Raw genomic sequence first — 25,674 nt, 5'->3', positions numbered from 1 at the left:
TTATTCTAAAATTTTCTTCAACACAATTTGCGCTGCATAAGTTCTATTGTTAGCTTGCTGAATTACAATTGAGTTTTTAGAATCAATTACCTCATCTGCAACAATCACATTTCTTCTAACTGGTAAACAATGCATAAATTTTGCGTTGTTAGTTAACTTCATTTTTTCAGAAGTAATCATCCAACTAGCATCTATATTATCAACTTTACCATAATTTTTAAATGAACTCCAGTTTTTTACATAAACAAAATCTGCTTTCTCAAATGCTTTTTCTTGGTTGTATTCTATTTTAGAGTTTTTTGTAATTTCTGAATCTAACTCATACCCTACGGGGTGTGTAATTACAAATTCAGCTTCTTTTAACTGCATCATCTCTATAAATGAATTTGCAACTGCATGTGGTAAAGCCTTTGGATGTGGAGCCCAAGAAAGCACCACTTTAGGTTTATGTTTAGTTTTAAATTCTTCCATTGTAATGGCATCTGCCAATGCTTGTAAAGGGTGACCTATAGCACTTTCCATATTTACTACTGGAATTCCTGCGTATTTTTTAAAACTATTTATTACCTGCTCTGCCTTATCTTCTTCTTTATTAGTTAAGCCAGCAAAAGATCTAATAGCTATTATGTTGCAATATTGAGCTATTACTTTGGCAGCTTCTTTAACATGTTCAGATTTATCTTGATTCATCACTACTCCATCTTCAAACTCTAATTGCCATCCTTCACTTCCAAAATTCATAACAATTACATTTAACCCTAAATTTTGAGCAGCTTTTTGAGTACTTAAGCGTGTTCTTAAACTATTGTTAAAAAACAACAAACAAATTGTTTTTCCTTTTCCAAGAGACTTAAATTTCAACTCATCCTGTTTCAAATCAATAGCTTCTTTGACGGCGACTTGAAGGTCTTCAATATCGCTTATATGTGTGAAATTATTCATTTAACAACTCTTTTAAGGCGTTAATAAATTGATTAATTTGAGTTTTAGTAATAGATAATGGCGGTAAAATTCTCAATAGTTTTTTATTATTTGAACCTCCGGTAAAAATGTGTTTATTAAAAATTAATTGCTTTCTTAGTTCGCCTACTTCAAAATCAAATTCTAGACCTAACATTAAGCCCCTCCCTTTCACTTTTTTAACTTGAGGAATTTTAGTGATTTGTTCTAAAAAATAATTATAAATCTCATTTACATTTTCCATTAAATATTCATTTTTTATAGTATCTACTACTGAAATTCCAGCTGCACAAGCCAAGTGATTTCCTCCAAAAGTGGTTCCTAACATTCCGTAAGTTGCTTTATATTTATCAGCAATTAACACCCCTCCTATTGGAAAGCCATTTCCCATGCCTTTGGCTATAGTAATTATGTCTGGCTTAATTTTATGATGTTGAAAGGCGAAAAATTTTCCACTTCTACCATAACCAGACTGTACTTCATCTAGAATTAATACTACATCATTTTTATTACATATTTTTTCAACTTCCTGAAAAAAATCTGTAGTTCCTTCATCCAAACCTCCAACCCCTTGAATTCCTTCAATAATTACAGCAGCCACATCATTCTTACCTATTTCATGAATAACTAATTCAACATCATTTAATGGTAAAAACGTAACTTTTTGTTGTAAATTTATTGGTGCGTTTATAGCTGAATTATCTGTAACAGCTACCGCAGCCGACGTTCTTCCATGAAATGAATTTTTAAAGGAAATAATTCTGCTTTTTTTGGTTATAAAAGAAGCCATTTTTAAAGCATTTTCATTAGCTTCAGCTCCTGAGTTACACAAAAACAAATTATAATTTTCACAGCCAGAAATTACACCTAACTTTTTAGCTAATTCTACCTGTAATGGATTTTGAATTGAATTGGAATAAAATCCAATATTATTCAGTTGCGTTGTTATTTTTTCAACATAATTTGGATGAGAATGACCAATTGATATCACTCCATGTCCGCCATATAAATCTAAATATTGTGTATTATTTTCATCCCAAACAACTGCTCCTTTCGCTTTTATTGGAGTAACATTGTATAATGGATATACTTCAAATAAATTCATTTTAAATTGTTTAAATTTGATTAATTTTTTCAAAAGAAGTTACTAAACCTTTTATTAAAGACGAGCTTAAACCTTGATGCTCCATTTCATTTAAGCCTTCAATGGTACAGCCACTTGGTGTAGTAACTTTATCTATTTCCTGTTCTGGATGATTTCCAGATTTTACCAATAAACTTGAAGCTCCTAAGCAAGTTTGCATGGCTAGTTCTTGAGCTTCTTTTGCATCAAAACCCAGCTGTATTGCTCCTTGAGTGGTAGCTCTAATTAAACGCATCCAAAAAGCAATACCACTTGCACATATAACAGTGGCCGCTTGCATTAATTTTTCATCAATTTGTAAGGTAGTACCAAGTGAATTAAAAATAGTAGTTGCACTGGTTAATTTTTCTTCACCTTTTTGGTTAGCGCACAAACATGTCATAGATTCTGAAACCGAAATTGCCGTATTAGGCATACTTCTAATAATAGCTATTTCTTTGCCTAAAACGCTTTCAATTTCTTCAATTTTTCTACCTGTAACAACCGAAATAATAGTGTGTTTTGATTGTAAATCACATTTTATTTCGCTCAAAACTTGTTTCAATTGTTTTGGTTGAACCGCTACAATTATAATTTCAGAATTTTGAATGGCCTTGTTGTTATTAGCAGTAATTTTAACCTTAGTTCCAAAATTACAATTTGTTAAATCTGAAATAGTTCTTTTTGTCAAATACAAAGAATCCAGTTTTAAATCACTATTTAGCATTCCTTTTGCAATTGACATTCCTAAATTACCTGCTCCTATAATAGCTATTTTCATAAATATTAATTTAAAATGAAGTTGCCTTTAATTGTAGCCCTTCCTCTTCTAGAAAGCCAAACATTAAATTCATATTTTGAATTGCCTGTCCCGAAGCTCCTTTTAATAAATTATCAATAACAGAAGTTATTAATAGTTGATTTCCATGTTTTTCTAAATGCAAAAAACAATTATTGGTATTGACCACTTGCTTTAAATGAATTGGAAGCTTTGAAACATGTGTAAAAACTTCATTTTTATAATAGGTTTCAAATAATTCATAAGCCTGTTCAATACTTTCTTCAAAAGTTAAATAAACAGATGCAAAAATTCCTCTGCTAAAATTTCCTCTATTTGGAATAAAAAATAGGTCTTCTGAAAAATTATTTTGTAACAAATTTAATGTTTCATTAATTTCTCCTAAATGTTGATGTGTAAATGCTTTATAAACAGAGAAATTATTATCTCTCCAGCTAAAATGTGTTGTTTTACTTGGAGAAACACCAGCACCAGTTGAACCAGTTGTTGCATTGATATGAACTGAGCTATTTATTTTTGAAGCTTTCGCTAAAGGTAGCAAAGCCAATTGAATTGCGGTTGCAAAACAACCTGGATTTGCAATATAGTTGGATTTTTGAATTACTTTTTTTTGAAGTTCAGGTAATCCGTACACAAATTTATATCCTTTAAAAGCGGAATCCTCTTTCAATCTAAAATCGTTGCTTAAGTCTATTATTTTAGTCTTTTTAGAAAATGAATTTTTTTCTAAAAAAGTGGTTGAATTTCCATGTCCCAAACACAAAAACAGCACATCAACATCTGGATTAATTTTATGGGTAAATTTTAATTCTAAAGCCCCTAACAAATCTTGATGAACTTCATAAATATAATTCCCTGCATTTGAAGTACTAAATACAAAATCTAATTCAACTTGTGAGTGATTTACCAACAACCTAATTAATTCTCCTGCAGTATAACCTGCTCCTCCAACAATTCCTACTTTAATCATAATTCTGAATTTACGCTGTGATATATTTTATTTGAAGTCCCTAATATTTTAATAAAACCTTTGGCTTCTTCAGCGGTCCAAGCTTTGTTTGTTTCACCATATTCTCCAAATTTAGATTTCATTAAATCATGTTTAGATTCAATACCATTTAGACTAAAATGATAGGGTTTTAACGTGATAAACACTTCTCCTGTTACTGTTTTTTGAGCATCTTCTAAAAAGGCTTCAATATTTCTCATCACCGGCTCAAAATACAGTCCATCATGCAACAACATTCCATACCAACTTCCTAATTGTTCCTTTAAATTTTGCTGCCATTTAGATAATACATGCTTTTCTAATAAATGATGTGCTTTAATTGTTACAACTGCTGCTGCAGCTTCAAAGCCAACTCTTCCTTTAATCCCTACAATGGTATCTCCCACATGAATATCTCTTCCTATAGCATATTTTGAAGCAATTTCTTCTAATTTTAAAATGGTGTTCACTGGTGAATCTAGTTCGTCATTTAACCCTACTAATTCTCCTTTTTTAAAATGTAGTTTAATATTAGTTGGACTCGATTTTTCTAATTGACTTGGATACGCTTCTTCTGGTAAACCTTGATGAGACGTTAAGGTTTCAACACCACCAATACTTGTTCCCCAAATTCCTTTATTTATAGAATATTTTGCTTTAGACCAAGGGTAATCCACTCCATGCTTTTTTAAGTACGCTATTTCTTCTTGTCTTGAAAGTTTTAAATCTCTAATTGGAGTGATGATCTCAATTTCTGGAGCCAATGTTTGAAAAATCATATCAAAACGCACCTGATCATTTCCAGCACCAGTACTTCCATGCGCTATGTATTTTGCCCCCACTTTTTTAGCATACTCTACAACTTCAATAGCTTGAAAAACTCTTTCAGCACTTACTGATAAAGGATAGGTATTGTTTTTCAATACATTACCAAAAATCATATACTTGATAGCTTTTTGATAGTAAGTTTCTAAAATATTGGTATTAGTATGAGAGGCTACTCCCATATCATATGCTTTCTGTTCAACCAACTTAAGTTCGTTTTCTGAAAAACCTCCTGTATTCACTAAAACGCTATGAACTTCTAAATTTAGTTCATGTTGTAAATATTTTACGCAATAAGAAGTGTCTAAACCTCCACTGTATGCTACAACTACTTTTTCCATATTATTTCTTGTTTTTTTTCAGCAATAATGATTGCTTAATTTTTTTTAATCTGTTTAATACTTTAGAATTGTACTCGTGATGTTTGATATTTTTTTCATGATTTGGATCGTACAACATTCCTGTACACAAGCACATTTTTTTATTAGTTCGCATTAAAACATCATAATTATTACAAGTTTTACAACCATTCCAAAAAGCTTCATCAGAAGTGAGTTCTGAAAAAGTTACAGGTTGATAACCTAACTCATAATTAATTTTCATTACAGCTAAACCTGTGGTTATTCCAAATATTTTTGCTTTAGGAAATTTTTCTTTAGAATATTCTAAAATTTTAGTTTTTATTTTTTTGGCTAAACCTTGATTTCTAAAATTTGGATGTACAATTAAACCTGAGTTTACTACAAACTCGTTATCACCCCATACTTCTATATAACAAAACCCTGCAAATTCATTATTATGAATTGCAATAACTGCATTGCCATTATTTATCTTTTTGATAATATATTCGGGTGTTCTTTCTGCAATACCAGTACCTCTAACCTTGGCAGATTCTTTGATGGTTTCACAAATAATTTCAGCATATTTACTATGCGAATGATCAGCTATAACAACTTTCATTGTTTACTATTTTAAATTAAAATTAACTATTGATGCTTTAAAAAAGGAAAACGAGCGCATCGTTTTCAAAAGAAATTATGCCCACAAGGGGCGGCGACTTAAACTAAAGCGTACAACAATAATATCTAAAATAATTATTGTCAGATTTAAGTTTGTTTGTATGTATATTGTGGTTTGCAAAATGATAGTGATAAATGAAAAATAATAAACTGATAATCTAATTGAAGTGAATTAGCGCGCACAGCGATACATTCCCGGTAAGCGTCGGGGAATTGTAACAGTTATATTTATATTGTTCATTTTCATTGGGGCAATATTACATAAAAATATCTTACAAAATTGCTTTTTGTTATATTTTTAACAAAAAGCGTTAAAACACTATCGATTTTTAACAAAATAAAATTCAATAGTGTTTTTATTTATTAAATTAAAAATTGAAAAAGTTCTGGCTTTTCATTTAAGTACTCTCCTAAAAAACCTTTTTGTCTCATTCTTGCTACCAAAGGCTCAAAGTCTTCTTTTTTATCCAATTCAATTCCAACAACTGCAGGTCCTTTATCTCTATTATGTTTTTTGGTATATTCAAAATAGGCAATATCATCATTTGGACCTAAAACTTCCACAACAAACTCTTTTAAAGCTCCTGCTCTTTGAGGAAACTTTATAATAAAGTAATGCTTTAATCCTTCATAAAATAAAGCTCGTTCTTTCATTTCTTCCATTCTGGTAATATCGTTATTACCTCCACTAACAACACAAACTACAGTTTTCCCTTTAATTTGTTCTTTATAGTTTTCCAGAGCAGCTATGGAAAGTGCTCCAGCAGGTTCAACCACCAAAGCATTTTCATTGTACACTTTTAATATGGTAGAACAAATAAGTCCTTCACAAATTGTATAGGTATCTGTAAGCAGTTCTTTACAAAATCCAAAGGTGAAGTCTCCCATTCTTTTTACGGCAGCCCCATCAACAAACTTATCAATTTCATCTAATGTTGTATTTACTCCATTTTTGATTGATGTTGTTAATGAAGGTGCTCCTTTTGGTTCTACTCCAATTAATTGAGTAGATGGGCTTAATGCTTTAAAAACATTAGATACTCCTGAGGCTAAACCACCACCTCCAACAGGCATAAACACATAATCTATCGGATTTTTACTATCATTTAAAATTTCTAATCCAACTGTCCCTTGTCCTGCAATCACATCTAAATCATCAAAAGGATGCACAAAAGTACTCGAATTTTGTTTACAAAATTCCGAAGCTGCTTTTTGACTATCATCAAAACTATCACCATACAAACGAACATCTACAAAAGATTCTCCAAACATTTTTACTTGATCAATTTTTTGATGAGGAGTTGTAACTGGCATAAATATAGTTCCGTGAACTTGTAATTTTTGACAAGCATATGCTACTCCTTGTGCATGGTTTCCCGCACTTGCGCATACAATACCATTTTTTAATTCTTTTTCAGATAAACCTTGAATTTTATTATATGCACCTCTAATTTTATAAGAACGTACAACTTGCAAGTCTTCTCTTTTAAAATAAATATTGGCTTGGTAACGCTCAGAAAAATTTTTCATAAATACCAAAGGAGTATGTTGAACCACTCCTTTGATATTTTGTTGTGCTTTGTATATTTTTTCTAATGAAATGCTATTTTTTATAGAGGTATTCATTAATAGGCTTTATCTTTAAAGAATTAAACAATTTTGGTCATTGCAGTCATAGAAGCTCTTAGATACTCTCCTATTTCTTCTACAGGGTGATTTCTAATAGCATCATTCACTTCAATTAACTCTTTATTATCTACACCATTTGAACCTTCGTTAAAAGGTTTTCCAATTAAATTACTTGATACGTTTTTAACATAATCTGCAATTAAAGGCTTACAAGCGTGGTCAAATAAATAACATCCGTATTCCGCTGTATCTGAAATAACTCTATTCATTTCAAACAACTTTTTACGAGCAATTGTATTTGCAATTAATGGTGTTTCATGCAACGATTCATAATAAGCAGATTCTTCAATAATTCCTGATTCAGTCATTGATTCAAAAGCTAATTCTACCCCTGCTTTAACCATAGCAACCATAAGAACTCCATTATCAAAATATTCTTGCTCTGAAATTTCAACTTCAGAAGCCACCGTTTTTTCAAAAGCAGTTTCTCCTGTTTCAGCTCTCCATTTCAGTAAATTTACATCATCATTTGCCCAGTCTTCCATCATTGTTTTTGAAAAGTAACCGCTCATAATATCATCCATATGTTTTTGAAATAATGGACGCATGATCTCTTTTAACTCTTCTGAAACTTTAAACGCAGCAATTTTAGCTGGATTAGACAATCTATCCATCATATTCGTAATTCCACCATGTTTTAAGGCCTCAGTAATTGTTTCCCAACCATACTGAATTAATTTTGAAGCATACCCCGCATCAACACCTTCATCCAACATTTTATCAAAACAAAGAATTGAACCTGTTTGTAATAATCCACATAAAATGGTTTGCTCTCCCATTAAATCTGATTTTACCTCAGCCACAAATGAAGATTCCAATACACCTGCTCTATCTCCTCCAGTTGCTACCGCATAAGCTTTTGCATAATCCCAACCTTTCCCTTCAGGGTCATTTTCAGGGTGAACAGCAATCAGCGTTGGTACTCCAAAGCCTCTTTTATACTCTTCTCTAACTTCTGAGCCAGGGCATTTTGGAGCAACCATAATTACAGTAATATCATTGCGAATTTGCATTCCTTCTTCAACAATATTAAATCCGTGCGAGTAAGATAAAGTAGCTCCTTTTTTCATTAAAGGCATTACTGTATTTACAACGTTTGTATGTTGTTTATCAGGTGTTAAATTCAATACTAAATCTGCTGTTGGAATTAGCTCTTCATACGTTCCTACCTTAAAGTTATTTTGTATTGCATTTTGGTAGGAAGGACGTTTTTCAGAAATTGCTTGCGATCGTAGTGCATATGAAATATCTAAACCTGAATCTCTCATGTTTAGACCTTGGTTTAAACCTTGTGCTCCGCATCCCACAATTACTATTTTTTTTCCTTTTAAAGCGGTAACACCTTCACTAAACTCAGATGATTCCATAAATCTACATCTTCCTAATTGATCTAATTTATCTCTTAATGAAAGTGTATTAAAATAATTTACCATTTTTTATTTTTGTTTATTCTTTTAATTAATTTCTTGTAATAATTCTGAAATTGCCATTTTAGGTCGTGTAATTGCTATTCGACCCGAGCGTACAAATTGCAACAAGCCAAAAGGTCGTAGCTTTTCGTACATATTGTCAATATCTTCTTTTAACCCTGAGGCTTCAATTACAAAATAACGCTCTGTAATTGCTATGATATGCGCTCTTCTAAATTTTAACTTATCTTGAATTTTTTCGTTATATAAATGTTCTGATGAAATTTTAAATAAGGCGGTTTCATGATAAATAATTTCATCTTCTGTATGATAAAAAGCCCTAATTACTTCTATTTGTTTTTCAAGCTGACCAACCACTTTACTTATTTGTGCTTTTGTAACAATAACAACAAACGTAAATCTGTGTACATGGTCAATTTCTGACCTTGAAACTGTCATACTTTCAATATTGATATGACGTTTTAAAAAGATGGCCGAAAGCCTATTTAATATTCCTATATTGTTTTCAGTATATACCGAAACTGTAAATTTTTGATTTTCTTCCATAATTAACTTAATCTTATATCTGAAACACTTGCTCCTGTTGGTATCATTGGAAAAACATTATCTTCCTTTTCAATTACTACTTCTAAAAAATAAGAGCTTTTTGAGGCAATCATGGTTTCAATTGCTCCCGCCAACTCTTTTCGATCAGAAACTCTATTGGCTTCAATACCGTAACCTTCAGCAATTTTCACGAAGTCTGGATTTTTCATTACTGTTGATGCATAACGTTTGTCAAAAAACAACTCTTGCCATTGACGAACCATTCCTAAAAAACTATTATTTAAAACTACTATTTTAACTGCTGCTTCTGTTTGAAGAATTGTACCTAATTCTTGAATGGTCATTTGGTAACCTCCATCTCCAATTATTGCTATTACTTCTCTATTTGGCACACCCATTTTTGCGCCAATTGCAGCTGGTAATGCAAACCCCATGGTTCCCAATCCTCCAGAAGTTACATTACTTCTTGTTTTAATAAAATCGGCATAACGACAAGCAAACATTTGATGTTGTCCAACATCAGAAACAATGACAGCATCACCATTGGTTTCTTTATTAATTTGTCCTAAAACTTCTCCCATAGTTAACCCTACTTTAGTTGGAGTTAACTGATCATTTATGACTACTTCGCATTCCTTTTGATACAATTTATGAAATTCTCCAAGCCACTCCGTATGGCTAGAGCTATTTACATATTCCATAATTTTAGACAGAGTCTCTTTCACATTCCCTAAAACAGCCACATCTGTTTTCACATTTTTATCTACTTCGGCTGGATCAATTTCAAAGTGTATCACTTTTGCTTGTTTTGCATAAGTATTTAAATTACCTGTAACACGATCATCAAAACGCATTCCAATAGCAATTAATACATCACATTCGTTAGTTAACACATTTGGTGCATAATTTCCATGCATTCCAACCATTCCAACATTTAATGGATGTTTTGTTTCTAAAGCTGAAAGACCTAACACTGTAGAAGCTGAAGGGATTCCTGTTTTTTCTATAAAATTTTTAAATTCTTGTTCCGCTTCACCAATAATAACTCCTTGCCCCCAAACTATAAATGGTTTTTTTGCAGCATTAATTAATTCTGCAGCTTCTTTTACTTTAGGTAGTTCCATAGATGGAACGGCCTTGTAACTTCTTATTTTTTCACATTTTTTATATGAAAATTCCAATTCTCCAAATTGTGCATCTTTCGTAATATCAACTAAAACTGGACCTGGTCTACCTGATTTTGCTATGTAAAATGCTTTTGCTATAATTTCAGGAATTTCACTAGCTTTAGTAATTTGGTAATTCCATTTAGTAACTGGAGTGGATATTCCTACAATATCTGTTTCTTGAAAAGCATCGGAACCTAATAGATGTGAAGCTACCTGTCCTGTAATACAAACCATAGGTGTAGAGTCTATTTGAGCATCTGCTATTCCAGTTACTAAATTAGTTGCACCAGGTCCAGAGGTTGCAAACACAATTCCTGGTTTACCTGTAACACGAGCAAATCCTTGTGCCGCATGCGTTGCACCTTGTTCATGACGAGTTAATACATGATGAAGTTTATCTTGATATTTATACAATTCATCATAAACAGGCATAATTGCCCCTCCTGGATAACCGTAAACTAAATCTACTCCTTCTTCCAACAAACATTTAATAACAGCTTCAGCTCCTGTAACTTTTTTTGATTTTGAAGTTTTTTGTTCTTGAACTTCTTTTTTTAATGTTTCCATAGGTTTAAAATTTATCCGTTACACAACCTTCTGAAGCTGAAGAAACGGTTTTAGCATATTTATATAGTATTCCTTTTTTATGTTTTAATTCTGGAGCATTCCAATTAGCTTTTCTTTCTATTAATTCTGCTTCAGTTAATTTTACGTTTATTGTTTTACTTGTTGCATCAATTACAATAACATCTCCATCTTTAATCAATGCAATATTCCCACCAGATTGTGCTTCAGGAGTAATATGCCCTACTACAAACCCATGAGTCCCTCCTGAAAATCGTCCATCTGTAATTAAGGCAACAGACTTACCTAATCCTGCTCCCATAATCATAGAAGTAGGTTTTAACATCTCAGGCATTCCAGGTCCACCTTTTGGTCCTACATACCTAATTACAACAACATCTCCTTTTGAAACTTTTCCAGCCCCTATTCCAGTATTAGCCTCATCCTCACTATCAAAAACAACTGCTTTTCCTTCAAATAAATTACCTTCTTTACCGCTAATTTTTGCAACGGCACCTTCAATTGCTAGATTTCCAAATAAAATTTGCAAATTTCCTGAAGGTTTAAGAGCATTTTCTGTTGAATGAATTACTTGTTGATCTTCTTCAAAAGATAGTGGTTCAACATCTGCTAAGTTTTCGGCCAAAGTTTTTCCTGTAACAGTTAGACAGTCTCCATGCAAATAACCTTGATCCAATAAATATTTCATAACTGCTGGAGTTCCGCCAACCCCATGCACATCTTCCATTAAATATTCTCCACTAGGTTTTAGGTCAGCAATTAAAGGAGTTCTATCACTCACTCTTTGAAAATCTTCTAAAGTAAACTCAATTCCAGCAGCATGAGCTATCGCTAAATAATGTAGTACTGCATTGGTTGATCCACCTAAAGCATTTACTAGCGCTACAGCATTTTCTAAAGATTTTTTAGTGATAATATCTAGTGGTTTGATATCTTTTTCTAATAAATTTTTAATGGCAGTAGCTATACGAGCACTTTCATTTTCTTTATAGGGATTTTCAGCAGGAATTGATGAGTTGTAAGGTAATGCAAACCCTAAGGCCTCAATAGATGAAGCCATGGTATTTGCTGTATACATTCCACCACAGGCTCCTGCCCCTGGTATGGCATTTTTAATTATTTCTTTATATTCTTCTTCTGAAATATTTCCCGCTATTTTTTGACCCAAAGCTTCAAATGCCGAAACTATATTTAACTTTTTTCCTTTATAATTTCCAGAAGCTATGGTGCCACCATAAACCATTAATGATGGCCTGTTTAAACGAAGCATTGCCATAATAGCTCCTGGCATATTTTTATCACAGCCTACTACAGTTACCAAACCATCATAGCTTTGTGCATTCATGACTACTTCTATAGAGTCGGCTATAATATCTCTTGATGGTAATGAATAATTCATTCCAGAGGTACCCATAGAAATTCCATCACTTACTCCTATCGTATTAAAAACTAGACCAACTTCATTATTTTTATTAACCTCTTCCTTAATTTTACTAGCCAAACCATTCAAATGCATATTGCAAGGATTTCCATCATATCCAGTACTTGCAATTCCAATTTGAGGCTTTTTCATATCTGCATCAGTCAAACCAACACCATACAGCATAGCTTGTGCTGCTGGCTGTGTAGGATCTTGTGTAACTCTTTTACTGTACTTATTTAATTGCATTAATTTTATTCTTTTTTATATTTTATTAAATTATTCTAAAAACAACCTAATTTTTACTATCTATTCTGTAATAAGCAGCAAATTTAATTTAGGTAATTTTTATATTCATTTTTCTTTTAAAAAATTTACAATAGTCATTTACTCATAATTACACATACCCTATTGTTTTACTGATAGTTAACGTAATTTATTTTACAATGATTATAGAATAAAAAAAACCTGCATCGTTTAATGATACAGGTTTTAATTTTATTTATTAACAACATGCATCAACTTATTAAACAAATAATAATGACTTGAATTAAAATAATAATGCTTGTTCCTTTTTTATTCATAAACTAAACTTAAAAAAAACCTTCCTAAAAAGTTAGGAAGGTTTTATAATTTTATTAACTACAATAACAATCCTAACGTTTCTGTGGAATAATCACAGAAATTGACATAGAAATGATATTGATAATGACTTGTTTCATTTTATTGATGCAAATATGTAATTTTTATTTTATAAAAAAAATATTTTCTCTTATAAATTCTTACTTCAATAGCTTTTGGGCTTTTTCTTGAATAATTTCTTCAACGGTTTTATGCTGAATTTTACTCTCTAACCAAGACAATATGTCTAAATATAAAAAAGCTCTTTTTTCATAAGGATGCTCTTCAAACATCTTTAATTCACTATGCAAATTTATAAATGCCTTTTTTAAATCTTGAGGATATGTATTGCTTAAATTTTTTAAAAACGATATCATTTTGCGTTGTACTTCGTGTAAATCATTCATTTTTATTAAAAACTTATAGGTTGATACAATTAGCTTTTCAATATTGTAATCCATTCCAGCATCGTAATGTGCTACTAAATTTAATACTCTAGAAAAACATAATAAATCTTCTCGCATTTTCAAATCTCTGTTATTTATAATTTTTTCTAAATAATAAATGCACTCTTCATTTTTACCTGCTCCAAAATACATACACGCTATTTTATAATAAAATACCATAATATGATGCGCATCAATTTTAGTTTCAAAATCTGAAATGCTATCCAATAAGCTCGAAACAAAACTTAAACCTTCTGAAAATTTTCCTTCTAAAAAATATAAGTTAAGTTTATTTTGATTGAAGTACAAAAAAGCCAATGTTTGTGTGTTTTCATTTAATGAAATAAGCTGATTTTCAATATCGTAATTTAAATTTTGAAGTACTTCATTAAATTTTGTTCTGTGTTTTATTAAATACAGTGATTCTAATAAATAATTAACTCCCTTTAAATAAAAAACTGGATTTTGAATTTTCATTTCGGGTTTCTCCATAAATAAATCAACCCATTTTTGAGAGTATTTATAGCTTAACAAAAAGTCTTGCAATATAAAACTGTGCCATAAATAAGCTTTATATAAAAACAATTTTTCTTTAAAGCCTAAATCTGAAAGTTTAAATTTTGGCAATCTTTTTTCAAAATAAGCATGTACTGCTGTAGAATCTTCATCACTTTTAACATACCCTTCTTTTAGCAATAAACTGTATAATTGAAGTGATAAATTTGAAAGTTTACTTAACCTAACATTCTTTAAACTAAGACTTTTTGCTTGTTCAGAAAGTTCATCGGCTCTGTTATTCATACTTCTAGTGATGTATTGAGACTCAATTACCTTTTCAAACTCCACAATTTCATATGCTAAATTATTTTCATCATTACTTAAAGCCAATTCCTTAGCTTTATCTAAAATTTTCAAACTCTGCTTATACAATCCTTTATTATATAATATCGCAGCAAAATCAAATTGTTCTCTAATTTGAGATCTTACATTTTGATGTACAGGGTTAAAACGTAAGCTAACTAAAATTTGTTTATACAAATGAGCTTTAGTATTGGAAATTTGCTGTTTTTTAATATTTGTTTTTTTTAAAATTAATTCATCATCATAAGTTAAAACCTTATCTAACAAATTAAATAAAGACATAAAATTGGCTTCAGAATTCCCTCCTAATCTTCCCACATAAAGTTTAAACTGTCTTTTTTCAGATTTTGAAAGCGACTTAACCAACGAAAAAAGTGCATCTTTTTGCTCAATAGCCATTGTAACTAATTTATTTTTATCTTATTGAATTTTAAGTATTTATAAAATTCATTTTTTGTTTGAATATAGTAAACTCATAATTTAATAAAAATTTACTAACAGCATATACTCCTATTTTTGACGTACCAAATGTGATAAAAAAAAATCAGAAATGAGTAAAAACAAGGTTCAAATTTTTGATACAACCTTAAGAGATGGCGAACAAGTGCCTGGTTGTAAGTTAAATACTGAACAAAAATTAGTGATTGCGGAAAGACTTGATCTTTTAGGTGTTGATGTAATTGAAGCTGGGTTTCCAATTTCAAGTCCTGGTGATTTTAATTCAGTAGAAGAAATTTCAAAATTAATAAAAAATGCAACTGTTTGCGGCCTCACACGTGCTAACAAAAAAGATATTGAAGTAGCTGCTGATGCGCTCAAACTAGCCAGAAGACCTAGAATTCATACAGGTATTGGAACTTCTGATTCTCATATAATTCATAAATTCAATTCAACACAAGAAAAAATAATAGAACGTGCTTATGAAGCTGTTGCCTATGCAAAAAAATTTGTAGAAGATGTTGAATTTTATGCTGAAGATGCTGGGAGAACCGATAATGAGTATTTAGCTCGTGTTTTAGAACAAGTAATTAAAGCTGGTGCCACTGTTTTAAATATTCCTGATACAACAGGCTATTGTTTACCTGATGAATATGGTGCTAAAATTAAATACTTGAAAGAAAATGTTAAAGGAATTGACAAAGTAATTCTTTCATGCCATTGTCATAACGATTTAGGTTTGGCAACAGCTAACGCCATTGCTGGTGTACAAAATGGAGCTAGGCAAATTGAATGTACTATTAATGGAATTGGAGAACGTGCTGGAAATACTTCTTTAGAAGAAGTTGTAATGATTTTAAAACAACATCCATACTTAAATTTAGATACTAGTATAAATACCAAATTGCTGTACAATACCAGTAAACTTGTTCAAGATAGCATGGGAATGATTGTTCAACCAAATAAAGCTATTGTTGGAGAAAATGCTTTTGCACACAGCTCTGGAATACATCAAGATGGTGTAATTAAAAATCGTGAAACGTATGAAATAATTGACCCAGCTGATGTTGGAGTTACTGAATCTTCTATAGTTTTAACAGCCAGAAGTGGAAGAGCGGCATTAGCATACCGCGCTAAAAATGTAGGTTATAACTTAACTAAAATTGAACTAGATGACGTGTATCCACAATTTTTAAAATTTGCAGATCACCATAAAGAAGTTAATGATGAAGATATTCATCATTTAATGGAGTTAAACCACATTTCACAAACAAGTATCCACATTTAAATTGAACTAATAAAGTATGGGTAAAACACTTTTTGACAAAGTTTGGGATCAACACATTGTAACCACTATTGAAAACGGACCTCAGGTATTATATATAGATAAACACTTAATACATGAGGTAACAAGTCCTCAAGCATTTAAAGAATTAGAGAATAGAAATATTTCACTTTTTAGACCAAAACAAATTGTTGCTACAGCAGATCATAATACACCAACCAAAGATCAACATTTACCAGTAAAAGATTTGCTATCTAAAAATCAATTAGAACAATTGTCTGAAAATTGTAAAAAAAATAATATCGAACTTTATGGTTTGGGTCATAAATATAATGGCATCGTACATGTAATTGCTCCTGAATTAGGAATTACTCAACCTGGAATGACAATGGTTTGTGGCGATAGTCATACCTCAACCCATGGAGCTTTTGGCACCATTGCTTTTGGGATAGGAACAAGTCAAGTAGCACAGGTTTTTGCAAGCCAATGTGTAATTACAGAAAAACCTAAAACCATGCGTATTTCTGTTAATGGAAGCTTAGCTAATGGAGTATTACCAAAAGATGTTATTTTATATATTATTGCAAAATTAGGAACCAACTCAGGCACAGGTTATTTTATAGAATACGCAGGCGATGTATTTGAAAATATGACTATGGAAGGTAGAATGACTGTCTGTAATATGAGTATTGAAATGGGGGCTCGTGGAGGTATGATTGCTCCTGACGAAACTACTTACAAGTATATTATAGGACGTAAATTTTCTCCAAAAGATGAAGAACTTAAAAACAAAATTCAATACTGGGAAAGTTTAAAAACTGATAAAAATGCTGTTTTTGATGCCGAATACTCTTTTGATGCTGAAGATATAGCTCCAATGATTACCTATGGGACTAATCCTGGAATGGGAATTAAAATAACCGAAACTATTCCTTCAACTAAAAATGATTCCTTTGAAAAATCGTTATTATATATGGGCTTTGAAAAAGGAGATTCTCTAATTAACAAACCTATTAATTATGTATTTATTGGTAGTTGTACCAATTCTAGAATTGAAGATTTTAGAGTTGCCGCGAACTATATAAAAGGAAAACAAAAAGCAAAAAACGTTCAAGCCTTAATTGTTCCAGGCTCACAACTTGTTGCAAAACAAATTAAAGAAGAAGGATTACAAGATATTTTTGAAAACGCTGGCTTTGAATTACGACAGCCGGGTTGTTCAGCTTGTTTGGCTATGAATGATGATAAAATTCCTGAAGGAGAATATTGTGTTTCAACTTCAAATAGAAACTTTGAAGGACGCCAAGGACAAGGATCAAGAACTTTATTAGCAAGCCCATTAGTTGCCGCTTCAGTTGCGGTGGAAGGTAGAATTGTTGATATTTCAAAAACTAATTAGCATGTCAAAATTTAATAAAATTATATCAACAGCAGTACCATTGTCTGTTGAAAATATAGATACAGATCAAATAATTCCAGCTCGTTTTTTAAAAGCAACTAATAGAGATGGATTTGGAAAAAATCTTTTTAGAGACTGGCGTTTTCATAAAGACGGCTCAGTTAATGATGATTTTATTTTAAACAATGATGCCTATTTTGGAAAAATTTTAATTGCAGGTAGTAATTTTGGTTGTGGATCAAGTAGAGAACATGCAGCTTGGGCTATACATGACTACGGTTTTAAAATTGTAGTTTCTAGTTTTTTTGCTGATATTTTTAAAGGAAATGCTCTTAATAATGGAATATTACCAGTACAAGTATCTGAAAAGTTTTTACAAAAATTGCTTAAAACTGTGAAAAATGATCCAAAAACATTAATTTTAGTTGATTTAGAAAATCAACTTATTTCTGTCGAAGAAACAGAATATTTTGAAAAATTTGACATCAATCCTTATAAAAAATTATGCTTGCAAAACGGATATGATGATATTGATTATTTAGTAAGCATAAAAGACAAAATTGAAGCCTACGAGGCAAAAAGAACAACTATATGAAATTAAAAATAGCGGTACTTTCAGGTGATGGAATTGGTCCTGAAGTTACACAACAAGCAATAAAAGTATTAAATGCAATTGCTGATAAATACAACCATACTTTTGAGTATGAAAAAGCTGTCGTTGGAGCAATAGCAATCGACGAAACTGGAAACCCGTTACCTGATGAAACTTTAAAAATTTGTGCAGATTCTAATGCAATTTTGTTTGGTGCTATTGGAGATCCAAAATATGATAACAATCCAAGCGCTAAAGTACGCCCAGAACAAGGCTTGTTAAAACTAAGAAAAAGTTTAGGTCTTTTTGCAAATATAAGACCTTTAAACACCTATGATTCTTTAATTCATAAATCTAACCTAAAAGAAGAGGTTATAAAAGGTACAGACTTTGTTATTTATCGTGAACTTACAAGCGGTATTTATTTTGGAGAAAAAAAATTAAGTGAAGATGGTACTATTGCTTCAGATTTATGTACCTACACTGCTGAAGAAATTGATAGAATTTCCCATTTAGCGTTTAAAGCAGCTCAAGTTAGAAGAAAAAAACTAACATTGGTAGACAAAGCAAATGTATTAGAATCTTCAAGGTTATGGAGGAAAAGAGTCACTGAAATCTCCAAAGAATATTCAGATGTAAAATTAGAGTTCTTATTTGTAGACAATGCTGCCATGCAAATCATCTTAAATCCAACTCAATTTGATGTTATTTTAACTGAAAATATGTTTGGTGATATTTTATCTGATGAAGCAAGTGTTATTTCTGGATCCATAGGTTTATTAGCATCGGCTTCTATTGGCAAGCATGCTGCCATGTTTGAACCTATTCATGGTTCTTATCCACAAGCTAAAGGAAAAAACATTGCCAATCCATTAGCTGCCGTATTATCAGCAGCTATGTTATTAGATCATTTTGAATTGTATGATGAAGCTGAAAATGTAAGATCTGCAGTAGAAAAATCTATAGAATTAAATATTTCTACACCAGATTTAAATTCAACCAATCACTTTTCAACTACCAATGTTGGAAACTTTTTAAGAGATTTTATATTAGATGATGAAAATACTTTTTACAATAAAAACAATATAGATTTAGGGCAATCAACCATTATTTAAACCAACTATAACCATTAAAATACCTCCTAATTTTCTTAAAATTCAGGAGGTATTTTTTTGTAATTTTACATCTTAGATTTTAATCTAAACTTTTAAAAATAACCCGTTTTCATTTTTAAATTGAAGAATATATTTAATACACGTTGGTAATTAATTAAATTAAACAATGACCAACTACAAAAGCTTCTAAGTTATGACCGCTAAAGAAAGTATAATTCATAAAATTACCTCTAGTAAAAATAAACCACATTTAGATTTTACTCTAAAATATAAAACTGAAATTTTTACTACTAATTTATTTTACACCTTATTTGATGCCAATGCTTGTGTAGCAAAAAACATAGAACAACTAAAAGTTGATTTTGATGAAATTTATAAGCTTGCCTGTAAAACTAAAGAATGCTCTGGAAATTTAATTTGGGATAAATTCTTATCCAAATTACCCGATATTTTAGAAGACCTCAATTTAGATGCTCAAGAGTTGGTAAATAACGATCCTGCTTCTAACAATATAGAAGAGGTTTACTTAGCTTACCCTGGTTTTTTTGCAATTGCAATTTATCGTTTCAGTCATGAACTTTATTTATTGAAAATCCCTTTAATTCCAAGATTAATGAGTGAATATGCGCATAGCAAAACAGGAACAGATATTCACCCAGGAGCTACCATTGGGAAGCATTTTTTCATCGACCACGCAACTGGTACCGTTATTGGAGAAACTTGTATTATAAAAAACTATGTAAAAATATATCAAGGAGTTACTTTAGGAGCCCTACAAGTTTCTAAAGATTTAGAAGGAAAAAAAAGACATCCAACAGTAGAAAATAATGTTACCATATATGCAAATGCTACTATATTAGGTGGAGAAACCATTATTGGTGAAAATTCAATAATTGGAGGAAATGTATGGATTACAACTTCAATACCTAAAAACTCATTAGTATATCATAATCCAGAAACAAAATTAAAAACCAAAAAATAATGTTAAATAATACTTTAATTGATTTTATTGGAAATACTCCCCTCATAAAAGCTAACCGAATTTTAACCAAACCAGGTGTATCTTTATATTTAAAATTAGAAGGAAATAATCCTGGGGGAAGTGTAAAAGACAGACCTGCTTTTAACATGATAAATGAGGCCTTTAAAAGAAAAGAGATAAAAGAAGGTGATTATTTAATTGAAGCTACTAGTGGAAATACTGGAATCGCATTAGCAATGATAGCCAAACAATTTAATATTCAAATAGAACTTGTTATGCCAGAAAATTCAACCAAAGAACGCGTGCAAACTATGAGAGCTTATGGTGCAAAAGTAACGTTAACACCTTCAGATATTGGAATTGAAGGCTCAAGAGCTTATGCTGATAAAATGGTTCAAGAAAAAGGATATATTATGCTTAATCAATTTGCTAATGATGACAATTGGATGGCACATTATAAAACTACTGGACCAGAAATTTGGAATGATACTAATGGAAAAATTACGCACTTTGTATCTGCCATGGGAACCACAGGAACCATCATGGGAACTTCTTCTTTTTTAAAAGAGAAAAATAAAAATATTCAAATTATCGGGGCACAACCAACAGATAACTCTAAAATTCCAGGTATTAGAAAATGGTCGCCCGAGTTTTTACCTAAAATCTTCAATCCAAAAAAGGTTGATGCAATTTATGATGTTAGTGAAAAAGAAGCTCGTAAAATAACAAAACTTTTAGCCAAAGAAGAAGGTGTTTTTGCAGGAATGAGTAGTGGCGGTTCAGTAGCAACAGCTTTAAAAGTTGCTGAAACAATAGAAAAAGGGCTTATTGTTTCTGTAATTTGCGACCGTGGAGACCGCTATTTATCTTCTGATTTATTTGAATAAAACGTTGTAGCATATATCTTTATTTATCATTGGATTGGAAATGCTTTTATTGTACTTTTGTTTCAATACTTAATTACTTACCATGGAAAAAATTCAAATGGTTGACCTTAAAGGGCAATACAATAAAATTCAAAATCAAATTGATTCAAAAATACTAGAAGTTGTAAAATCAACAGCTTATATTAATGGACCTGAAGTCCATAACTTTCAAAAAGAATTAGAAGACTATTTAGGTGTTAAACACGTAATTCCTTGTGCCAATGGTACAGATGCTTTACAAGTAGCAATGATGGGTTTAGGCTTACAACCCGGAGATGAAGTTATAACGGCCGATTTTACTTTTGCTGCTACTGTTGAAGTCATTGCTTTACTACATCTAACACCCGTATTAGTAGATGTTGATCCTATAAATTTTAACATCTCAATTGAGGCCATAAAAAAAGCTATTACACCAAAAACTAAGGCAATTGTTCCAGTTCATCTTTTTGGTAAAGCAGCCAACATGGAAGCTATTTTAGAAATTGCAAAAGAGCATAATTTGTATGTTATTGAAGACACCGCTCAAGCAATAGGAGCAAATTACACCTATAAAGATGGTAGCAAACAAAAAGTTGGAACTATTGGAAATGTCGGAACCACTTCTTTTTTCCCTTCAAAAAATTTAGGGTGTTATGGAGATGGTGGAGCTATTTTTACCAACGATGATGAATTAGCCCATACATTAAGAGGTATGGTAAACCATGGTATGTATGAACGATATTACCATGATGTTGTGGGAGTAAATTCAAGATTAGATAGTATTCAAGCAGCCATACTTCGTATCAAACTTCAACATTTAGATGAATACAACGCAGTACGCTTAAATGCAGCTATAAAATATAATGCTGCATTTTCTAATGAAGAAAATATCATTACGCCTTCCATTTGTGAAAACTGTGATTGCCATGTATTTCACCAATATACGTTACAAGTTAAAAATGTGGACAGAAATGATTTACACAAACACTTATTAGAAAAAGGGATTCCAAATGCTATTTATTATCCAGTACCTTTACATAGCCAAAAAGCGTATACTGATAAAAGATATCAAGAAAATGATTTTAAAGTAACCAACCAACTTGTTGAAACAGTTTTATCATTACCAATGCATACAGAACTTTCAAACAATCAAATTGAGTTTATTACACAAACAATCATAAATTTTATCAATAAATAATGAATATCGCAGTAATAGGAACCGGATATGTAGGTTTAGTAACAGGAACATGCTTAGCTGAAGTTGGGAATAATGTAATTTGTGTTGACATAGATGAAGCTAAAGTTGCACAAATGAAAAATGGAAAAGTTCCTATTTTTGAACCTAATTTAGAAGAGCTTTTTCTTAAAAATATCAAAGCTAATAGATTGCATTTTACTACGCATTTAAAAACTGCTTTAGACAAGTCACAAATCATTTTTTTAGCATTGCCTACTCCACAAGATGAAGACGGTTCAGCAGATTTAAAATATGTTGAATCAGTAGCGCATGAATTAGGTGATTTAATTACAGATTATAAAATAATTATAAATAAAAGCACCGTTCCTGTTGGAACTTCTGAAATTGTAAAAAACATAATTAAACGTAAAACTTCCGTAGCATTTGATGTTATTTCAAATCCTGAATTTTTGCGTGAAGGTTTTGCGGTTCAAGATTTTATGACTCCAGAACGGATTATTATAGGAACTAAAAGTAAGAAAGCAATCGATATCCTTAATAAATTATACAGTCCTTTTATTACCCTTAAGCGTCCTGTTATTGTGATGGATGAAAAATCTGCTGAACTAACAAAATACGCTGCCAATACTTTTTTAGCAACCAAAATCACTTTTATGAATGAAGTTGCTAATTTGTGTGAAATTATTGGAGCAAATGTTGATGATGTTAGAAAAGGTATTGGATCAGATTCTCGTATTGGAAATAAATTTTTATTTCCAGGTATAGGTTTTGGAGGATCTTGTTTTCCTAAAGATGTAAATGCTTTAGTACATTCAAGTGATACTGCTGGGTATAATTTTCAAATTCTGAAATCCGTTTTAAATGTCAATCAATCTCAAAAAAAATCTTTGATTCCTAAATTTAAAAAATACTTTAACAATCATATTTCATCTAAAAAAGTTGGAATCTGGGGCTTGGCTTTTAAACCAAATACAGATGACATTAGAGAAGCACCTGCTATTGATGTGATTAATGAATTATTATTAGAAGGAATTGAAATTACAGCATACGATCCAGAAGCAATGCCAAATATGAAACGTATTTATGGCGATAAAATAACATTTTGCAACAATGCTTACGATGTTTTAAAAGATGTAGATTGCTTGTTAATTAACACTGAATGGAGAGAATTTTATTCTCCTGATTTTGATAAAATGAAAAAATTAATGAAACAACCGGTCATTTTTGATGGAAGGAATATTTTTGATATGGAAGTAATGAAAATAAATGGCTTTCACTACGAATCTGTTGGCCGAAAAATTGTAACCAAATGAAAAATATACTTGTAACTGGAGGTCTTGGATATATTGGATCTCATACCGTAGTTGAACTACAAAATGAAGGTTTCGAGGTTTTAATCATAGATAACTTATCTAATTCAAATATTGAAGTATTAGATAAAATCACCTCAATTACTAAAATTAAACCTAAATACTTTAATATAGATTTAAAAAATAAACCAGCTGTAAAAAACTTCTTTGCAACTAATAAAGTTGATGGTGTTATACATTTTGCTGCTTCAAAAGCTGTTGGAGAAAGTGTTGAAAAACCGTTGGAATATTACGAGAATAATATAGGCTCTTTAGTGTATTTACTACAAGAAATGAAAGCTAACAATGTAGATAATTTTATTTTCAGTTCTTCGTGTACCGTTTACGGCCAAGCTGATGAACTACCTATTACTGAAAATGCGCCTATAAAACCTGCTGAATCTCCTTATGGAAATACAAAGCAAATAGGTGAAGAAATTATAAAAGACACTACTAAAATCTCGGAGATTAAAGCCATAGCACTCCGTTATTTTAATCCTATTGGTGCCCATGAATCTGCAAAAATAGGAGAACTCCCTATTGGTGTTCCTCAAAACTTAATTCCTTTTGTGGTTCAAACCGCAGCTGGCATACGCAAAGAATTGTCTATTTTTGGTAGTGATTACCCAACTTCAGACGGAACAGCTGTCAGAGATTATATTCATGTAGTTGACTTAGCAAAAGCACATATAATTGCTTTAAAAAGGCTTCTAAATAACCATCATAAAAAACAATTCGAAGTTTTTAATTTAGGAACTGGCAAAGGAAATTCTGTTTTAGAAGTCATTCAGGCTTTTGAAAAAGTTACAGGTCAAAAAGTGAATTATAAATTGGTTGAACGAAGAGAAGGTGATATCACCGCTGCATATGCCAACACAACTTTTGCTAATGATGAATTAGGTTGGAAAGCTCAATTAAATATCGAAGACGCATTACTTTCTGCTTGGAAATGGCAAGAAACTTTATAAGAATAAAAAATATAAGTCAATAAAAAAAAGCATGTTCGTTTATACATAAACAAACGTGCTTTTTTATTGTATAATTGAAATTAAACTACGACTCCACTTGCAGCAACATTTCTATCAATTTTTCTCATCAACCCCTGTAAAACTTTACCAGGCCCCACTTCAATAAATTCGGTACCTCCATCAGCAATCATTTGTTGAATTGTTTGTGTCCATCTAACTGGAGCAGTTAATTGAGCTATTAAATTTTCTTTAATTTCATCAGCATTATCAACAGCTTTAGCTACCACATTTTGGTACACTGGACATATTGGTTCATTAAAAGTTGTATTGTTAATTGCTGCTGCCAACTCCTCACGTGCTGGCTCCATTAAAGGTGAATGAAAAGCTCCTCCAACTGGCAGTTTTAATGCTCTTTTTGCACCTTTTCCTTTTAATACCTCACAAGCTTTATCTATTGCTGAAGTTTCACCAGAAATCACTAATTGACCTGGGCAGTTATAATTAGCAGCCACCACAACCCCATCAATGTTTTCACAAATTTCTTCTACTACAACATCTTCTAACCCTAAAACTGCAGCCATTGTTGATTCTTGAGCTTCACAAGCTTTTTGCATAGCCATGGCTCTTTTTGAAACTAACTTTAATCCATCTTCAAAAGATAGTACACCATTAGCTACCAATGCTGAAAATTCTCCTAAGGAATGTCCTGCTACCATTTCTGGTTTAAAATTAGCTCCTAATGTTTTGGCTAATATTACTGAATGTAAAAAAATAGCTGGTTGAGTTACCTTTGTTTCTTTTAATTGTTCGGCAGTTCCTTCAAACATAATATCTGTAATAGGAAAACCTAAAATTTGATTAGCTTGTTCGAAAAGACCTTGAGCTAAAGGGGAATTTTCATATAAATCTAACCCCATTCCTGTAAATTGCGCTCCTTGACCTGGAAAAATATATGCTTTCAT

22 protein-coding genes are annotated in these 25,674 nt (G+C 31.3%); 9 read left to right on the top strand and 13 right to left on the bottom strand.

The window, feature by feature from the left end:
- The 12 genes from ACFQZW_RS01525 to ACFQZW_RS01470 all read right to left on the bottom strand — a co-directional run bounded on the left by ACFQZW_RS01525 (position 1) and on the right by ACFQZW_RS01470 (position 14,880).
- Positions 1-942, bottom strand: a complete 942-nt coding sequence (locus ACFQZW_RS01525; protein ID WP_386781344.1) for an N-acetylornithine carbamoyltransferase — start codon at positions 940-942, stop codon at positions 1-3.
- Positions 935-2,065: an aspartate aminotransferase family protein gene (locus ACFQZW_RS01520; protein ID WP_386781343.1), complete on the bottom strand. Its 1,131-nt coding sequence runs from the start codon at positions 2,063-2,065 to the stop codon at positions 935-937. Before ACFQZW_RS01520 ends, ACFQZW_RS01525 begins: the two co-directional genes overlap by 8 nt.
- Before the next feature lie 10 nt (positions 2,066-2,075).
- Complete coding sequence (gene proC, locus ACFQZW_RS01515) at positions 2,076-2,864, bottom strand: pyrroline-5-carboxylate reductase (protein ID WP_298263626.1); 789 nt, start codon at positions 2,862-2,864, stop codon at positions 2,076-2,078.
- A gap of 10 nt (positions 2,865-2,874) precedes the next feature.
- On the bottom strand, positions 2,875-3,852 hold the full coding sequence (argC, locus tag ACFQZW_RS01510) for an N-acetyl-gamma-glutamyl-phosphate reductase (RefSeq protein ID WP_298263627.1): 978 nt from the start codon (positions 3,850-3,852) through the stop codon (positions 2,875-2,877).
- Positions 3,849-5,036: an argininosuccinate synthase gene (gene argG / locus ACFQZW_RS01505; protein ID WP_386781342.1), complete on the bottom strand. Its 1,188-nt coding sequence runs from the start codon at positions 5,034-5,036 to the stop codon at positions 3,849-3,851. The genes argC and argG overlap by 4 nt, the downstream gene beginning before the upstream one ends.
- A gap of 1 nt (position 5,037) precedes the next feature.
- Positions 5,038-5,655, bottom strand: a complete 618-nt coding sequence (locus ACFQZW_RS01500) for a GNAT family N-acetyltransferase (RefSeq protein WP_298263630.1) — start codon at positions 5,653-5,655, stop codon at positions 5,038-5,040.
- 422 nt (positions 5,656-6,077) lie between these two features.
- Complete coding sequence (ilvA, locus tag ACFQZW_RS01495) at positions 6,078-7,340, bottom strand: threonine ammonia-lyase IlvA (RefSeq protein ID WP_298263632.1); 1,263 nt, start codon at positions 7,338-7,340, stop codon at positions 6,078-6,080.
- A 23-nt stretch (positions 7,341-7,363) separates the two neighbouring features.
- On the bottom strand, positions 7,364-8,836 hold the full coding sequence (ilvC, locus tag ACFQZW_RS01490; protein WP_386781341.1) for a ketol-acid reductoisomerase: 1,473 nt from the start codon (positions 8,834-8,836) through the stop codon (positions 7,364-7,366).
- 21 nt (positions 8,837-8,857) lie between these two features.
- A complete protein-coding gene (gene ilvN / locus ACFQZW_RS01485; protein WP_298287231.1) occupies positions 8,858-9,379 on the bottom strand; it encodes an acetolactate synthase small subunit in 522 nt (173 codons plus the stop codon).
- Positions 9,380-9,381: 2 nt separating this feature from the next.
- On the bottom strand, positions 9,382-11,115 hold the full coding sequence (gene ilvB, locus ACFQZW_RS01480; RefSeq protein WP_386781340.1) for a biosynthetic-type acetolactate synthase large subunit: 1,734 nt from the start codon (positions 11,113-11,115) through the stop codon (positions 9,382-9,384).
- Positions 11,116-11,119: 4 nt separating this feature from the next.
- Positions 11,120-12,802: a dihydroxy-acid dehydratase gene (gene ilvD / locus ACFQZW_RS01475; RefSeq protein ID WP_298263637.1), complete on the bottom strand. Its 1,683-nt coding sequence runs from the start codon at positions 12,800-12,802 to the stop codon at positions 11,120-11,122.
- A gap of 533 nt (positions 12,803-13,335) precedes the next feature.
- Complete coding sequence (locus ACFQZW_RS01470; protein ID WP_372801034.1) at positions 13,336-14,880, bottom strand: hypothetical protein; 1,545 nt, start codon at positions 14,878-14,880, stop codon at positions 13,336-13,338.
- A gap of 151 nt (positions 14,881-15,031) precedes the next feature.
- Between ACFQZW_RS01470 and ACFQZW_RS01465 the strand changes: the two genes are divergently transcribed.
- From ACFQZW_RS01465 to galE, 9 genes are all read left to right on the top strand, one after another.
- Positions 15,032-16,207, top strand: a complete 1,176-nt coding sequence (locus tag ACFQZW_RS01465) for a 2-isopropylmalate synthase (protein WP_298263639.1) — start codon at positions 15,032-15,034, stop codon at positions 16,205-16,207.
- Between the two features lie 16 nt (positions 16,208-16,223).
- Entirely contained in the window at positions 16,224-17,603 is a 1,380-nt protein-coding gene (leuC, locus tag ACFQZW_RS01460; protein ID WP_298263640.1) for a 3-isopropylmalate dehydratase large subunit, read from the top strand.
- Between the two features lies 1 nt (position 17,604).
- Positions 17,605-18,198: a 3-isopropylmalate dehydratase small subunit gene (gene leuD / locus ACFQZW_RS01455; RefSeq protein ID WP_298263641.1), complete on the top strand. Its 594-nt coding sequence runs from the start codon at positions 17,605-17,607 to the stop codon at positions 18,196-18,198.
- The gene (gene leuB, locus ACFQZW_RS01450; RefSeq protein ID WP_298263642.1) at positions 18,195-19,310 is read left to right on the top strand and encodes a 3-isopropylmalate dehydrogenase; all 1,116 of its coding nucleotides are present in this window, start codon (positions 18,195-18,197) and stop codon (positions 19,308-19,310) included. Before leuD ends, leuB begins: the two co-directional genes overlap by 4 nt.
- 193 nt (positions 19,311-19,503) lie before the next feature.
- A complete protein-coding gene (epsC, locus tag ACFQZW_RS01445) occupies positions 19,504-20,292 on the top strand; it encodes a serine O-acetyltransferase EpsC (RefSeq protein WP_298263644.1) in 789 nt (262 codons plus the stop codon).
- The gene (cysM, locus tag ACFQZW_RS01440; protein WP_298263646.1) at positions 20,292-21,179 is read left to right on the top strand and encodes a cysteine synthase CysM; all 888 of its coding nucleotides are present in this window, start codon (positions 20,292-20,294) and stop codon (positions 21,177-21,179) included. The genes epsC and cysM overlap by 1 nt, the downstream gene beginning before the upstream one ends.
- An 82-nt stretch (positions 21,180-21,261) precedes the next feature.
- Positions 21,262-22,395 (top strand): DegT/DnrJ/EryC1/StrS family aminotransferase, encoded by a 1,134-nt coding sequence (locus tag ACFQZW_RS01435; protein WP_298263647.1) that lies wholly within the window; start codon positions 21,262-21,264, stop codon positions 22,393-22,395.
- Positions 22,395-23,708, top strand: coding sequence for a UDP-glucose dehydrogenase family protein (locus ACFQZW_RS01430; RefSeq protein WP_386781339.1), 1,314 nt, complete (start codon positions 22,395-22,397; stop codon positions 23,706-23,708). The genes ACFQZW_RS01435 and ACFQZW_RS01430 overlap by 1 nt, the downstream gene beginning before the upstream one ends.
- Entirely contained in the window at positions 23,705-24,712 is a 1,008-nt protein-coding gene (gene galE / locus ACFQZW_RS01425; protein WP_298263649.1) for a UDP-glucose 4-epimerase GalE, read from the top strand. The genes ACFQZW_RS01430 and galE overlap by 4 nt, the downstream gene beginning before the upstream one ends.
- A gap of 80 nt (positions 24,713-24,792) precedes the next feature.
- Here the strand turns inward: galE and fabD are convergent, their stop codons facing one another.
- Positions 24,793-25,674, bottom strand: coding sequence for an ACP S-malonyltransferase (fabD, locus tag ACFQZW_RS01420; RefSeq protein ID WP_298287218.1), 882 nt, complete (start codon positions 25,672-25,674; stop codon positions 24,793-24,795).

The sequence above is a fragment of the Lutibacter aestuarii genome (assembly GCF_042676885.1).
GTDB lineage: Bacteria > Bacteroidota > Bacteroidia > Flavobacteriales > Flavobacteriaceae > Lutibacter > Lutibacter aestuarii.
The sequence above is the reverse complement of the archived record's forward strand: the minus strand, read 5'-3'. Positions and strand labels throughout refer to the sequence as shown.

What these genes read in the sequence shown, in the direction of transcription:
- ACFQZW_RS01525 (WP_386781344.1), bottom strand. Translation starts at nt 942, where the DNA reads ATGAATAATTTCACACATATAAGCGATATTGAAGACCTTCAAGTCGCC.
- ACFQZW_RS01520 (WP_386781343.1), bottom strand. Translation starts at nt 2,065, where the DNA reads ATGAATTTATTTGAAGTATATCCATTATACAATGTTACTCCAATAAAA.
- proC (WP_298263626.1), bottom strand. Translation starts at nt 2,864, where the DNA reads ATGAAAATAGCTATTATAGGAGCAGGTAATTTAGGAATGTCAATTGCA.
- argC (WP_298263627.1), bottom strand. Translation starts at nt 3,852, where the DNA reads ATGATTAAAGTAGGAATTGTTGGAGGAGCAGGTTATACTGCAGGAGAA.
- argG (WP_386781342.1), bottom strand. Translation starts at nt 5,036, where the DNA reads ATGGAAAAAGTAGTTGTAGCATACAGTGGAGGTTTAGACACTTCTTAT.
- ACFQZW_RS01500 (WP_298263630.1), bottom strand. Translation starts at nt 5,655, where the DNA reads ATGAAAGTTGTTATAGCTGATCATTCGCATAGTAAATATGCTGAAATT.
- ilvA (WP_298263632.1), bottom strand. Translation starts at nt 7,340, where the DNA reads ATGAATACCTCTATAAAAAATAGCATTTCATTAGAAAAAATATACAAA.
- ilvC (WP_386781341.1), bottom strand. Translation starts at nt 8,836, where the DNA reads ATGGTAAATTATTTTAATACACTTTCATTAAGAGATAAATTAGATCAA.
- ilvN (WP_298287231.1), bottom strand. Translation starts at nt 9,379, where the DNA reads ATGGAAGAAAATCAAAAATTTACAGTTTCGGTATATACTGAAAACAAT.
- ilvB (WP_386781340.1), bottom strand. Translation starts at nt 11,115, where the DNA reads ATGGAAACATTAAAAAAAGAAGTTCAAGAACAAAAAACTTCAAAATCA.
- ilvD (WP_298263637.1), bottom strand. Translation starts at nt 12,802, where the DNA reads ATGCAATTAAATAAGTACAGTAAAAGAGTTACACAAGATCCTACACAG.
- ACFQZW_RS01470 (WP_372801034.1), bottom strand. Translation starts at nt 14,880, where the DNA reads ATGGCTATTGAGCAAAAAGATGCACTTTTTTCGTTGGTTAAGTCGCTT.
- ACFQZW_RS01465 (WP_298263639.1), top strand. Translation starts at nt 15,032, where the DNA reads ATGAGTAAAAACAAGGTTCAAATTTTTGATACAACCTTAAGAGATGGC.
- leuC (WP_298263640.1), top strand. Translation starts at nt 16,224, where the DNA reads ATGGGTAAAACACTTTTTGACAAAGTTTGGGATCAACACATTGTAACC.
- leuD (WP_298263641.1), top strand. Translation starts at nt 17,605, where the DNA reads ATGTCAAAATTTAATAAAATTATATCAACAGCAGTACCATTGTCTGTT.
- leuB (WP_298263642.1), top strand. Translation starts at nt 18,195, where the DNA reads ATGAAATTAAAAATAGCGGTACTTTCAGGTGATGGAATTGGTCCTGAA.
- epsC (WP_298263644.1), top strand. Translation starts at nt 19,504, where the DNA reads ATGACCGCTAAAGAAAGTATAATTCATAAAATTACCTCTAGTAAAAAT.
- cysM (WP_298263646.1), top strand. Translation starts at nt 20,292, where the DNA reads ATGTTAAATAATACTTTAATTGATTTTATTGGAAATACTCCCCTCATA.
- ACFQZW_RS01435 (WP_298263647.1), top strand. Translation starts at nt 21,262, where the DNA reads ATGGAAAAAATTCAAATGGTTGACCTTAAAGGGCAATACAATAAAATT.
- ACFQZW_RS01430 (WP_386781339.1), top strand. Translation starts at nt 22,395, where the DNA reads ATGAATATCGCAGTAATAGGAACCGGATATGTAGGTTTAGTAACAGGA.
- galE (WP_298263649.1), top strand. Translation starts at nt 23,705, where the DNA reads ATGAAAAATATACTTGTAACTGGAGGTCTTGGATATATTGGATCTCAT.
- fabD (WP_298287218.1), bottom strand. Translation starts at nt 25,674, where the DNA reads ATGAAAGCATATATTTTTCCAGGTCAAGGAGCGCAATTTACAGGAATG.